This is a genomic window from uncultured Psychroserpens sp. (assembly GCF_947492715.1).
Taxonomy (GTDB): Bacteria; Bacteroidota; Bacteroidia; order Flavobacteriales; family Flavobacteriaceae; genus Psychroserpens.
In genome coordinates, this window is the sequence record NZ_CANLNS010000007.1 from 142,861 (window position 1) to 157,307 (window position 14,447).

General features: G+C 36.4%; 7 protein-coding genes. 1 reads left to right on the forward strand and 6 read right to left on the reverse strand.

Annotated elements, in window-relative coordinates; all coding sequences use genetic code 11:
- Positions 1-38 precede the first annotated feature (38 nt).
- The gene (locus Q0787_RS16435; protein ID WP_298903932.1) at positions 39-1,142 is read left to right on the forward strand and encodes a sulfotransferase family 2 domain-containing protein; all 1,104 of its coding nucleotides are present in this window, start codon (positions 39-41) and stop codon (positions 1,140-1,142) included.
- Between the two features lie 53 nt (positions 1,143-1,195).
- Here the strand turns inward: Q0787_RS16435 and Q0787_RS16440 are convergent, their stop codons facing one another.
- The 6 genes from Q0787_RS16440 to recN all read right to left on the reverse strand — a co-directional run bounded on the left by Q0787_RS16440 (position 1,196) and on the right by recN (position 14,430).
- Entirely contained in the window at positions 1,196-2,941 is a 1,746-nt protein-coding gene (locus Q0787_RS16440) for a T9SS type A sorting domain-containing protein (RefSeq protein WP_298903933.1), read from the reverse strand.
- Between the two features lie 245 nt (positions 2,942-3,186).
- Positions 3,187-6,339: a GEVED domain-containing protein gene (locus Q0787_RS16445; protein ID WP_298903934.1), complete on the reverse strand. Its 3,153-nt coding sequence runs from the start codon at positions 6,337-6,339 to the stop codon at positions 3,187-3,189.
- Positions 6,340-6,582: 243 nt separating this feature from the next.
- Positions 6,583-8,292, reverse strand: coding sequence for an FG-GAP-like repeat-containing protein (locus tag Q0787_RS16450; protein ID WP_298903935.1), 1,710 nt, complete (start codon positions 8,290-8,292; stop codon positions 6,583-6,585).
- A 100-nt stretch (positions 8,293-8,392) separates the two neighbouring features.
- Positions 8,393-11,557 carry a T9SS type A sorting domain-containing protein gene (locus tag Q0787_RS16455; RefSeq protein WP_298903936.1) on the reverse strand — a complete coding sequence of 1,055 codons (3,165 nt, stop codon included), beginning with the start codon at positions 11,555-11,557 and terminating at the stop codon, positions 8,393-8,395.
- 351 nt (positions 11,558-11,908) lie between these two features.
- Positions 11,909-12,727: an SDR family oxidoreductase gene (locus Q0787_RS16460; protein ID WP_298903937.1), complete on the reverse strand. Its 819-nt coding sequence runs from the start codon at positions 12,725-12,727 to the stop codon at positions 11,909-11,911.
- Between the two features lie 50 nt (positions 12,728-12,777).
- On the reverse strand, positions 12,778-14,430 hold the full coding sequence (recN, locus tag Q0787_RS16465) for a DNA repair protein RecN (protein WP_298903938.1): 1,653 nt from the start codon (positions 14,428-14,430) through the stop codon (positions 12,778-12,780).
- Positions 14,431-14,447 lie beyond the last annotated feature (17 nt).

The following is a 14,447-nucleotide window of genomic DNA, read 5'->3' on the forward strand; positions in this document are numbered from 1 at the left end:
AATTATTATATTTAAATTATCATTCAAGTAGATCAAAAATGAAATCAAAAAATATATTCATTCATATCCCGAAAACGGGCGGCACAACTATCAATTGTATTATGACAAAATCGGATTGGCAAACCGAGCCCGATTTTAATTATCGACATATTCTATATGATACAAAACGTTCTAATTCTGGAGACATCTTTAATCCGTTAAAAAACGAAACCTACTCTGACTATCACATCTTTACGATGCTAAGAAATCCAGTAGACAGACTCATATCTGAATATTACTTTATAAAAGACAGACCCGAGTTTATGTCATTATTAAAACCAATTCCAAAGAATCTAATTGAATATGCAAAACATAAACAGACTGGTAATTATATGGTGGGGTTTCTTTTAGGCAAAAGAATGTATGACGAAGACCTAGTTACAAAAAATGATTTACAACTTGTTTTAAATACCATTAATAGTTTAAATATAAAGGTTGGTTTCTTTGAAGAGTATGAGAAATCAATGCGATATTTTAGTTCAATTACTGGAATAAAATGGCCAAAAACTATCGATATAAAGAGAAAAACATTGAATAGGCCTGAGATTAATGATGTTTCCGATGTGATTAAGAATAGCATCAAAAAAAACAATGCGCTTGATTTTGAACTCTATAATCATTGTAAGGCCATGTTTAATGACATGGATCTTTCAGGGAGCGATTCTAATAAGATTAGTTTTATTGGCAATGAATATGATTATATTATGAAATATACGCAGCGATTTAATCTTTTACAAGTTGGATTAAAAAATGTGAGCTTTATAAACAATAATCAAATTTACTTTAAGGACTTAAATCAATACTTACACAATAAACTTAAACAGAAAGAAGGCAAATCGTATGTGATGATATGGACTGATTATTTTATAAAATCGTGTCATGAGGCATTTCCAGGTTCAGGGCTAATAAAAAAACTAAACACCTTAGATTCTCATCAAGAGCCTTTAGAAAAAGTAAAAGACATGTGTAAGATTTTAGATCTAGAACTAAGAACGAAAGCCATGACCTATAACAAACCCCTAATTTTCGATCCTTCTAAACTCAATATGAATTTAAGAATAAAGAAAGGTTTGTTTTCAATTCTGAAATCAAAATTAGGATAAAATAAAAGCCCAATCAAATGATTGGGCTTTTAAATTTATGTAATTCACTAAGTTTATTGCTTAATAACTCTTACTGTTTTAGTTACATCACCAATTGTTACTTGCACGAAGTAAGCTCCTTGGCTTAAACCATTCATATCTACAGTACTTTCAACTGCATTAGGCGATGTTCTAAGAACTTCTTGACCTAACATATTATAAACAGCTACATTTTGAATATCCTTCTGTGCACTTAATGTTAACTCATTTTTAACTGGGTTAGGGTAATAAGTGAACGCATTTGGATTTTCTACACCATCTACAGAAAGTGTTGCATCAACAGATATTGTAAAGTCACCTTCAACTCTTCCTGCTGGAGGAGCCGTTGGAGGAGCAATACCATCATTCCAAACTCTAACAAGGTAAGTATTAGAAACTGTTAAACCTGTAAGGTTCAATGTTTCACCACCATTAGCATCAGAACATCCTACCTGAGTTGCTAAAGTACAATCTTCATAAACAGCAACGTTAGCTTGATCTGCAGTACCTAAAGTAGTAATAACAGTCATGTCAGCTTCAGAAGCAGTAAAAGAATACCATACATCTACGATAGTAGCTAAACCACTCTCACAAGTTGGATTAGCATCTGCAGCTTCTACAGTTGCACCAGCAGTTGTTCCTGTTTCGGCAACACCAACAGCTAAGCCTTCTGCATTAGCACATAAGTCATTAGCAGGAGCTACAATAGCAGGAGCACAAGTCACCCCTAAATCATAATTTCCAGTATCTCCAACATTCCATCCTTCTACAGCAATGTAATACGTCGTTGTACCATCAGAAATAAACGTTAAGAAAGATCTATATGATTCTGGTGGATTAGCTCCACAAGCATCTGCATCTTCATTTTCTGCAACTTGCGTTAAGTTTCCAGAAGTTCCTGTAAATACCATGATACCTGTATCATAATCTGAAGCACAAAGTGATAATGTCACTTCCTCTGCAGATCCAGAACCTGTATAAGTAAACCATACGTTAGGCGCATCAAAATCTGCTCCACCAGCAGGCTCTCCAGGATAATCTTCATCAAGAGTTGCATCAACTGTTGATCCTGTGTAGTTCATACCACAAGCAACAGGGTCTGCACCAGCGAAATCATCATTAGATGGAGGACAGTTGGCTGCGTTATACGTAAGCGCCGCACTAGATGTAGTACATGTACCATCATCATCATTGGTTACTGTAATGATAACATTTGTTCCGTTAGTGTAGGCACCATAAGAATACGTCCCAGCAGTTAAACCACCACTAGCAGCAGTACCTTGGTCATCTGTAATAGTTACACCAGAAGCTGTACCTATATCATTAATGACTACTTCTAATGTGAAGTCTGTATCAGTTGGACAGTTCGGTATCACATTGTAAGTGACATCAGGAATTGAACAAGACGGACACAGTGCTGAAATCGCTGTTGTAATACTGGTTTCTGCACCAGTACCAACTTCTGCGCCGAGCGCATCGAGTATCCTATAGGAGGTTTCGGCTCCAAAGCCTCCGCCACCATTCCAGAGCGTGGTAATCATATCACCATCGTTCACGGCAAATGTCATTGTCATTTGCACTCCAGCCGGACTTCCTTCACCAGCTGTAAAAGTAACGTCATCTAAGACCTCTACACCGTTTACAAGTACATCCATAGTGTTGCCATTCCAGCCATCACCCCAAGAGTCATTCATCTCCAAGGTATAATTACACTGGGCTTTAGCGGAAAAACTAAAGCATAAGGTAACAATTGCAATAAATAAAAAAGTAATTTTTTTCATATTAGGTTGAATTTAATTATTATGTGTTAAAATTATGATAATTCTATAATATATAATACTGAATATTATAAAATCGATAAAAAGACAAAAACACCGATAAAATACCATACCACTTTCATAATCAATATTTTACAAAACACCGATAGTTATTGGCCTCACACTATATTTTCTTTTTAAAAACCACGAAATCCAATAAAAAAAGAGGCCATTTTGGCCTCTTTTAAAAATAATTGTGAATTTGTATTTTACTGTTTTATAATTCTTATTGTTTCTGTAACATCATTTATTGTCACTTTCACGAAATAAGTTCCAGTTTGTAATTGACTCATATCTAATTCAGAACGCAATTCTCTTGGAGCAATTGTTAATACTTCTTGACCAAGCATGTTGATAACTGTAATAGCATCAATTGCGTTTTGAGCATTTAACGTTAGCGTGTTTTTAACTGGGTTAGGGAAATATGTAAATGCATTCTCATTTTCAAACTCATCGGTAGATAATGAAGCATCAACAGTAATTGTATAATCTTCAGTTTCACCACGAGGTGTAGCTGCCGATCCATATGAGCAAGGTGCATCATCCCCTGGATTTGCATCGTTCCAATCAATTAACACTCTCATTCTATAATCTCCATCTGGTGTTGCATCTGGTATAGTAATTGTTCCGTTAAATGGTCCATTACCATAACTTGTTGTACTAAAAGCAACTTCAGAAGTATCAAATACGAAATCATTGTTCCAATCAACCCAAACTGCACATCCTACAGTACCACCAACAATCACTACTTCAAAATCAATTGTCGCATTTGGTCCACCACTTGCAGACATTGTAGCCGAATTGTTTTGATAGTTATTAGGTGCTAAACCAGAACTTAAATTTGTAATATTCATATCATTCCCTGACGTAGAAAAATCATCTATATACGTCGCTGTACTTGTTCCATTAGGAATACAATATCCAGCGTTAAAAGTAAATGGTTGTGACCAACTACTTGTATCTCCTCCTCCACAATCTGATTGTACACGTAAGTCATAAAGTGTATCCACTGTTAAACCTGTAGCTGTATCGAATAAGTCGGCTGTTGATCCACTTGAAACTACACCATCTCCCTGAGCATTACCTTGAGGAACAACCTCCCAGTTATATCCTACTGGTGTTGTACCATCAGTTGGTGCTGTCCAAGAAAGGTCGGCTGAACTTGGTGCAACGAATGCTGCATCAAGGTTTTCAGGAACAACACATGAAGGCGGTGTTCCAACACATACATCAAACGTAGTTTGCGCTGTACCAGTAGGGCTACTACTCCATCCATAAACTCTTACATAATAAGTATTACCACCTGTAAGACCTGTTAAATCTAAAGTATTAGGATCACTTTCTCCTACTTCGTTGGCTGCTGTCATATTACATCCTGCAGCATCATCAAATACACTCATTCCCATGTCAGTTGAAGTTCCTACTTGTGCAACAACATTTAAAAGTGAGATTTGGTGCTCTGCTCCTGTTGCAACAAATGTAAACCAAACATCATTATTTGGTGTTCCTGTAGCATCATCAGGTTGAGGAGATTCTGTAGCACTAACTGTAGTACCGCTAGTTACAACACCACAAGCTAAATCGGCATTTACCGTTAAAGCAACCGCAGCATCACATTCATCGTTTGCTGGTGGTGAAGGTGGTGTTCCTACACATACATCGAATGTAGTTTGAGCCGTAGCTGTCGGGCTGCTGCTCCATCCATAAACTCTTACATAATATGTATTACCTCCAGTAAGTCCTGTTAAACTAAGGGTGTTAGGATCACTTTCTCCTACTTCGTTGGCTGCTGTCATATTACATCCTGCAGCATCATCAAATACACTCATTCCCATATCTACTGAAGTACCTACTTGAGCTACAATATTTAAAAGTGAGATTTGGTGCTCTGCTCCTGTTGCAACAAATGTAAACCAAACATCGTTATTTGGTGTTCCTGTAGCATCATCTGGCTGTGGTGATTCTGTTGCACTCACAGTTGTTCCGCTAGTTACAACACCGCAAGCTAAATCAGCATTTACAGTTAAAGCAACTGCAGCATCACATTCGTCGTTTGCAGGAGGTGCAGGTGGTGTTCCTACACAAATATCGAAAGTTGTTTGAGCAGAATTTGTACCACTCCATCCATAAACTCTAACATAATAAGTATTGCCATTAGTAAGACCAGTTAGATTAAGTGAATTAGGATCACTTTCTCCTACTTCATTTGCTGCTGTCATATTACATCCAGCTGCATCATCAAATACGCTCATTCCCATATCTGTTGAAGTTCCAATTACCGCAGTAACATTTAAAAGTGAGATTTGATGTTGAGCACCCGTTGCTACGAATGTAAACCAAACATCATTATCTGGCGTTCCTGTGGCATCATCAGGTTGTGGAGAAGCTGTACCTCCAACCGTAGTTCCGCTGGTTACTACACCACATGCTAAATCGGCATTAACAGTTAAAGCAACTGCAGCATCACACTCATCATTTGCTGGTGGTACGGCAGGCGTCGTAAACGCTACTGGACCTACCCAATTACTTGTAGATCCACTACAATCTGATCTAACGTATATTTCATAATCATTCTGAGCAGTTAATCCCATTAACATATAAGGATTTGCAACGCCTGAAGCCGTTGGTGTACCTGTCGCTGTTCCTGCAGCCGTAATGTCTACTAATTCTACATCCCATAACATTGCTGTTCCAGCTTCTGTCCAAGCTATAGTAGCCTCAATTGGAGATGTCGGTGTCGCTGTTAGCGATGTTGGATCTGGACAAGCTGGAGGTGTTGCAGACGTAATTGTCGGAGCATCAAAACAGAAACCCCATTCATAAGCAGCTCCACCGGCTCCACCATCGTCTAAAAACGAAATTCTATATCTAAAACCTGATTGTTGTGTTCCTGTAAACCCAGCAATGTTTAAAACAATACTAGTAAAGGAATCTCTTGCCCCTGCACAGAAATCATTTTGAGGTTGATCTGCGGTTCCAACAAATTGCTCCCAAGTAGTCCAAGCTCCTGCATCAGCATCCCAGTATTCTAGTGTTAAAGTATCATCTAAATCATTATAAGTAAAATCTACACTTACTGTTAGCCAAGTTTCACCTGCACCAAAAGCAGCTGTTAAATCTATAACAGGAGACTCTGCAGCAATGTCATCATCACTACCATTTCCGGCATCATCATCATCAAATGCAAAATTAGCAGTTAGGGTTGGATCAGCTTCAAAAGCAAGAGGGTCTGTATTATAGACTCCGGTCACGGTCCAATTCGCATTGGGCCAACTTGCATTTTGATTAAGCGTTTGCGCCATCAATTCGCTCGTAAAAACGAAAGAAAACGTCAACAGAAAAAATAAAGTAATCTTTTTCATATTAATTAATTTTTTAAATAGTTATCGTTTAAAATTAAATTAAAAATCCATGACCGAATCAGGCGCATGTCCTTAATCGATTAAAAGTAAAAAACAACGACGAACTTGAATTTACCTTAACAAAAAATAGAACTCAACATCAGTTTTTTACTTTTAATCGTTGAAAAATTGATTACAGAACAATTAAACAATGGTCAAAGTTGCTTTTTATCGATTAAAAAATGAATTACATATAAGAAGGCATCAATTTTTTAAAACTCTTAAGGTCTCATAACGGTTTTCAATAAAAACCTTAACGATATAGATACCAGACTGCAGTGAAGACATGTCTATGTGTTGTGCTGTACTTTGATTTTTAATAGCAATAACTAGCTGCCCCAAAACATTTCTAATTTCGATTGCATCAATACTATGCGACGTAGCTATTCTCAAAATATCCTGTACAGGATTAGGGTAAATTCTTAAATCATTGTTGATTGAATTCTCATCTATAGATAGTGATTCTCCCTCAGCAAGCACAACTACTTGGTTGGATTGTACATTAAAATGCATTTCTTCAAGACCGCTTGGCCAAGTTACTTTCACATAATTTACCAGTGAATTATTATCCAATCCAAAATGCATCGTTCCAGAGTTTTGCCCCAAATAACCTTCTCCACATAATTTATAGCCATATTGCTTTTCTCCGTTAACGGAAATCTCAACTCTAGCTCCAATAGCATCTCTATTACTCTGTGTCCCTTCCAATTTCAATTTTAGCCAATTCCTTGAATTAGATGTCATGTTTTTCCATAGAAACATATCTTGACCATCATTACTTACTACAATGTCAAGTAATCCGTCATTATTAATATCACCTGTTGCATTAGAATAACTCGCACCATTATCCATGGGGAAACAACTATTATTTAAAGTAAACGTATTATTATCATTGTTTTCATAAAATGCGGAAGACAACAAACCTCCCACGCTTCCATCATATTGTCCACTTACATATAAATCAAGGTCGCTATCATTATCAGCTTCAAAGAACACTGCTCCCCAACCGATGCTATCGAACGTAGTCCCAGTAGACATTGCCATATTCTGAAAGGTTTCATCGCCATTGTTTTTTAAGAGGTAATTTCCAGAAGGACTATTAGTGATATAAATATCAAAGAAACCATCTTTATTATAATCGCCAACTGTAACAGACATGGCATCAATTGCTATATTAGTTCCAGACGATATACTAATATCTGTAAACGTACCATTGCCATTATTTTTATAAAGTTTGTTTTCGTAATTAAGTTTATCGTTAGACACATAAAGATCTTGATATCCATCGTTGTTAATATCTAAAAATGCGGCACAAAATGAGAATGCTGGATCTTGATCAATCCCAGCTGGCAAAGTCATATCTGTAAATGTGCCATCGCCGTTATTCTTATAAAGTATGTTAGAAAATATTGACGTTCTATTACTTAAAAAGACATCTAAAAACCCATCATTATCATAATCTCCCCAAGAAGCCCCATAAGTAAATACGTTACCAGTTATCATACCAGAAGTGGCCGTAATATCTTCGAAGATCATATTTCCATTGTTCTTCAATAGTTTATTACCATTAGTATCACTAGTTACGAACAAATCATTATCTCCGTCGTTATCAAAATCTACCCAAACTGCACATCTTGTTTGGTAATTGATGTATGGTAAATTAAAATCTTGTTCAGCAAAAACACCAAAAAAGTTTTTAAAAAACCTCAACTCATTATTATTAGCAGTGCTAATTGTAATATCATCCCAACCATCGTTATCATAATCAAAAAAAGAAACACCATTTCCTAAAGATGTTAATCCTGGAGAAATATCAACACCCAAATTAGCAGCCATGTTCTCAAATTGTATTTGAGCATTTACTACATTTAGTGAAAGCGTATAAAGCAACAAAAAACAAAAGGTTTTTTTCATAACTAGTAGTTTTCAATATTCGATAGTATAATATAAGAATAAAATAAAAAAGAGGCCTAATTTAAAATTAGACCTCTTTGTCATATAAAGATATTAAAGATTACTCTTTTAAAACTCTTATTGCTTTGGTTTGGGTTTCAATAGAAACCTTAACAATATAAGCTCCAGATTGTAAATTAGACATATCTATGTTTTGAATCGTATTTTGGCTATCAATTGCAATAATACGTTGCCCAAGAACATTAAACACTTCTATTTTATCAATAGTTTTAGGTGAATCTAAAGTTAATACATCTTTTACTGGATTTGGATAATAATTAAAGCCAGCAAATGTATCGTCTTCTACTCCTAAACTCGTTGGAGACCAAGCACAAATATTAAAATCTCCTTTAACATTATCACCAAATTCCCAAACTCTAATTAATAGAATATCACCAGGTGTTAACCCCGTTAATTCCACTAGAGAAAACAAACCAGTACCACCATCATCATCACATCCAGCAGATAAAAGATTACCTGAAGTTCCTGAGTACACTTCCATTGTGGTATCTGTAATTCCACTTCCATCAGCAGAAGATGTTTCAATTGTTAATTCGCCCGTTGCAGGCACCATAACTTTAAACCATACATCTCCACCTTCATAACCAGAGGCGCCACATGAAGGATCTCCCTCTCCAGAATCTGTAGCACCTACATTAGAACCTAATGTTGGTGATTCACACAATGTGTCTCCAACAGAAATTTCAACTGCACCTGCCGGTACATCATTTTCAGGCGGACAAACATCTGTCGAGAACGACTCAGTAGCTGCACAAGTATCATCGGCAGCATCTTCTATTGTTACATCATAATCTGTTGCGGCATTTAAACCAGTAATACTATAAGGCGACGCTGTTCCATCAACACCAGAAATTACGGGTGCACCATCTAACAAAATATTAACTGAAGTAGCACTTCCTATATTAGTAATATCTACATCAATAACGAAACCATCTTCAGATGGACACGTATTACCGCCATCAGATAATGCAAATGAGGCTGGTATACAAGCTGGTGGTGGCACACAACTTACATCAAGTGTATATGCTCCTGCATTTGTTGAGAAACCATGTACTAACACATAGTAATCTGTACCTACTGTTGTTGTAAATGTAAATAAAGACGTGGTACCTGTACCTCCATCATCATTTCCTCCAACACAAACTAAGGCATCACATCCACCTTCAAAGACTCTAATCTTTGTATCAAAAGTTGACAAACTTAAATCTAAAGTGACATCATCACCTTGACTTCCATTAGCCGCTGCTCCATCATTAGAATTCGCTCCTGTAAATCTATACCATACAGCTCCTGCCGATCCTGCCGAAGTTCCACAGAATCCTGGATCTGGATCTTCTGGATTCGCATTTGTTGTATCTCCTGTATACTGACCATCACAAGCAATCTCTATAGCTCCAGCGCAGTCATCATTTTCTGGTGCCGGTTGTGGACACGTAAAATCAAATGTTCCAACAGTTGAACTACATGCTGCATCTAAAGCTGTTAATTCAATTGTTACTGAATCTCCACTATTATAAGGTCCTGTTGTTACTGTTCCTGCTACTATTGGGTACGTATTTGTTCCATCGTCTAAAACACTTCCTGCATCTCCAGCATCTGAAAACACGTGATCTACAGTAAATGTTCCTGTTCCATCTGGATTACAACTATCAACGACGGTCGAACTATCTAAAACTGGTGGTGTACATGCTGGTGGTGGCACACAAGTTATTGTCAATTCAAAAGCTCCAACATTACCAACGTTCCAACCTTCAACTGAAATCCAATATTGCGTTCCTACTACTGAAACAAATGTGGTCTCCGCTGTAAAATTAACCTCAGATCCACCACACTCATCAAATCCATCATCAATACAAGTCAAATTACCGGATGAGCCTGTAAAGACAAACAATTCAGTGTCAAAATCTGTATTTGCACATGTAGACAATGTGACTGTATCTCCTGTTCCAACAAAACCATACCATACATTTGGTGAGTCAGTATCTGCTCCTGTATCTGGTTCTATTGTAGCAACATCTGGAGCATCGGCTTCATCAATTGTAGCTGCAGATGTATCTCCCGCATATGTGTTTCCACAAGTTATATCAATAGCATTTGCCAAGTCATCATTCTCAGGTCCTGGTTGTGGACATGTAAAATCAAACGTTCCTACTGTAGAACTACAATCTGTATCTAAAGCCGTTAATTCAATTGTTACTGAATCTCCACTATTATATGGTCCTGTTGTTACTGTTCCTGCAACTATTGGGTACGTATTTGTTCCATCGTCTAAAACACTTCCTGCATCTCCTGCATCTGAAAACACGTGATCTACAGTAAATGTTCCTGTTCCATCTGGATTACAACTATCAACGACAGTTGAACTATCCAATGTAGGCGGTGTACATGTTGGTATAACTGCACATGTTAAGGTAAGGTCTATTGTTCCAGTAGTGCTGCTAGAGCCTGACCAATGTGCTATATACACATAATAAGTCTCATCTAATACTGAGGTGAAGGTAAACGTCTCTTCTCCGGCTGAACCATCATCACAACCAACATTTGCTAATGCTCCACAAGCTCCACTTGTGATTGCCATTTCATGGTCAAAACTAGCAGTAGAAGTTAATGTCATATCACCCCCTGTTCCTGTGAATGTAAACCAAATTCCATTTGTTCCCATTGTACAGCCACTTCCTTCTTGGTCTCCAGTAGACCCTACAGATGAAGTGTTTATAGTCTCATCACATACTATTGGTGTTGCATTAGCACAGTCAACATTATCTGGAGCTGCTGGTGGATCTTGTACAACCCACTCAAGTGTAAAGGTACCTGATCCTGTAGAAAAGGCAGACTGAGTCCAAAAAACTGTTTGATCAGATCCAGTGTCATTATCCCATGTTTCTGTTTGCGTATCTGGGTCATCAGTGCAAACAATAAGTGTTTCACCAGGACATGTCCCATAAGCTAATCTATGCTTAGAATCATAGCTATTTGCAGATTGACCTATGACGAGTTGTTGCCCATCTGGCACAAGAATTGAAAACACTTGGTCTGGTGCCCCTACATTGGTTAAACAATCTTGTCCGAAATCATTAGCTGCACCTGTGGTATCGCCATTATATGGACTTGTCAAGGCACCTAAATCTATTACTCCTGCACAATCCTCTTGTGAGAATGCGAAGCATGATAGCAATAGAAAAAATAATAAAGTAATTTTTTTCATTTTTGTCGGTTTTTAGTTAATGTATTAATTAATAACCCTGTAAATTATTCATATTAAAAGCATTACAATCAAAAAGAACTTAACAAGATATCAACAATTCGACAAAGCATAAGAAAACACCGATAAGTGGTTGTGCGTGATTAAGAAAAAATCTAAATTTTAACAAAAAACATGCATTTTTTTATAGTTTTTTAAATCTTTAGTGCGTTTTTTTTCTTTTTTAGTCATATTTTCATCGAACAAAAAATACCATTTATCTATTATAATCCCATGTAAAACGATAAAAATATAAGCATAAAAAAAACCGATGTTTTCACATCGGTTTTGGTTATAAAAAGGTGTATTATTATATTATTGATTCTCTACAAAGGCATCCATTACAGCATCGCTTACACCCATATTACTAAAACCACCATCGTTATACAGGTTTTGAAGTGTAACACGTTTTGTTAAATCACTGAATAAAGTCACTGTGTAATTAGCACAATCTAATGCTGTTGCATTACCTAAAGGCGACATTTTTTCGGCATAAGAAATAAAGCCATCAAAACCTTTTACCCCTTGACCTGCGGTCGTTGGTGTAGGCGATTGAGAAATTGTATTCACTCTAACTTTTTTATCTCTTCCGAAGAAATAACCAAAACTACGTGCAATACTCTCTAAGTATGCTTTATTATCAGCCATGTCATTATAATCAGGAAACACGCGTTGTGCTGCCATATATGTTAATGCAACAATACTCCCCCATTCATTCATAGCATCTGCTTTATATAAGGTTTGCATAACCTTATGAAAAGACATAGCCGAAACATCAGTTCCCTTTTGGGTCCAATCGTATTTTTGATCTGTATAAGCTCTTCCTTTTCTAACGTTTACAGACATCCCAATAGAATGCAATACAAAATCGAGTTTACCACCAAGGATTTCCATAGATTGATTAACTAGATTCTCTAGATCTTCTTGCGAGGTCGCATCGGCAGGAATAATTTGAGAGCCTGTTTTTTCAGCCAACTCATTGATTTGCCCCATTCTCATTGCAATTGGTGCATTAGTAAGTACAAATGTTCCGCCTTCTTCGTGCACACGTTCTGCTGTTTTCCAAGCGATTGAATTAGAATCCAATGCGCCAAAAATAATTCCGCGCTTTCCTTTTAATAAATTGTATGACATGCGTTTATAATTAAGATGTTAGTTGATTATTTATAAGTTCAAAGATAGTATTAATTGAGTAATTGTTTAGCATGCTCTATGGCAGAATTTGAAACGTCTACTCCACCTAGCATCTGTGCGATTTCAACAATGCGTTCCTCAGGCATTAATTTTTTTAGTCGCGTTTGTGTAACGTTTTCAATATCTTCTTTATAGACTTTGAAATGTGTATCGCCTTTTGCCGCAATTTGAGGTAAGTGCGTGATTGTAAACACCTGCATTGTTTTACTCATTTGCTGCATAATGCTTGCCATTTTATTTGAAATTTCACCTGAAACACCCGTGTCAATTTCGTCAAACATAATAGTAGGTAATTGTGTGTATTTTGATAAGATTGATTTAATTGCCAGCATTATTCTTGACAATTCACCTCCTGAGGCTGCTTTTTTAAGATCATTAAATTGACCTCCTTTATTTGCAGAAAACAAAAATTTTAGATTATCGGTTCCATTAGTCAAAAACACCTCCGAAGGCTGTAATTCAATATTAAATTTCGCATTAGGCATACCTAATGTTCCTAAAATACGCTCTAATTGTTTGATGAGATCTGGAATGACCTTCACTCTATTAGAATGAAGCGCACTAGCTTTTAGTTTTAATTGTTCATTAATAACGATTATGACTTTCTCCTTTTCTAAAATATCAGAATCTAAGTGCTCTGTGGCCGAAACTTTTTCTGCAAGATTTTCTTTTACTTCAATTAACTCCTCTATGGATTGGCTAGTGTGTTTTAGCATTAAATTATGAATAACTTGCAATTTCGAATTTACAGCATCCAAGCGGTTTGGATCGGCTTCTAACTGTCCCTCTAACTGTTCAATCTCGGAAAACATATCATCTAATTCAATCAAACTACTTACAACACGCTGATACATATCTTCGTATTGTTTTCCGAAACCCGCAATCTTACCTAGTTGATTTTTAACCTCAGACAGATTAGTAGTAATACCTACCTCTTCATGACTCAGTAGACGATGAGATTGTGTTAATTTTTCTTTTATATCTTCTACATTATTAAGAGTTTCAAACTCACTTTCTAAGGTCTCTAATTCTCCAGCAACTAGTTTAGCTTCCTCCAATTCCTTTAACAAAAACAAATTGTAATCCAGCTCTTTTATAGATTCAGCCTTTTGCAAATGAAGGTGTTCAAGCTCGGCTTTTAATCCCTTATATTGTTTGAGTTTATCTGTATAATCTGTTAACAGCACCTCATTATTGGCCAAGGCATCAATAATTTGAAATTGAAAGTCGTCGTTAGTAAGCTGCAAAGTTTGGTGCTGTGAGTGTATATCTAACAAGCGTTCGCCCAAAACTTGAAGGCTATTTAAATTTACAGGTGTATCATTAATAAAAGCTCTAGATTTTCCTGAAGGTAAAATCTCTCTTCTTATTATGGTAAGCGATTCATAATCTAAACCTTCTGTAACAAACAAAGTCTTCAAATTATATTTAGCAATATCGAAGGTAGCTTCGATAATACACTTTTTTGAAGCGTCTTTTATCGCACTTAAATCTGCACGTTTACCTAAAATTAAAGACAATCCACCTAACAAAATAGACTTACCCGCTCCTGTTTCTCCAGTAATAATTGACAATCCATTATTAAAGTTTACATGGAGCTCATCTATAAGCGCATAATTTTTTATAGTAAGTTGTGTAAGCATTTTCGTGTGACTAATTA

Excerpts from the sequence above, each read along its gene's own strand:
- recN (WP_298903938.1), bottom strand. The coding sequence starts at position 14,430 with ATGCTTACACAACTTACTATAAAAAATTATGCGCTTATAGATGAGCTC.
- Q0787_RS16460 (WP_298903937.1), bottom strand. The coding sequence starts at position 12,727 with ATGTCATACAATTTATTAAAAGGAAAGCGCGGAATTATTTTTGGCGCA.
- Q0787_RS16455 (WP_298903936.1), bottom strand. The coding sequence starts at position 11,557 with ATGAAAAAAATTACTTTATTATTTTTTCTATTGCTATCATGCTTCGCA.
- Q0787_RS16435 (WP_298903932.1), top strand. The coding sequence starts at position 39 with ATGAAATCAAAAAATATATTCATTCATATCCCGAAAACGGGCGGCACA.
- Q0787_RS16450 (WP_298903935.1), bottom strand. The coding sequence starts at position 8,292 with ATGAAAAAAACCTTTTGTTTTTTGTTGCTTTATACGCTTTCACTAAAT.
- Q0787_RS16440 (WP_298903933.1), bottom strand. The coding sequence starts at position 2,941 with ATGAAAAAAATTACTTTTTTATTTATTGCAATTGTTACCTTATGCTTT.
- Q0787_RS16445 (WP_298903934.1), bottom strand. The coding sequence starts at position 6,339 with ATGAAAAAGATTACTTTATTTTTTCTGTTGACGTTTTCTTTCGTTTTT.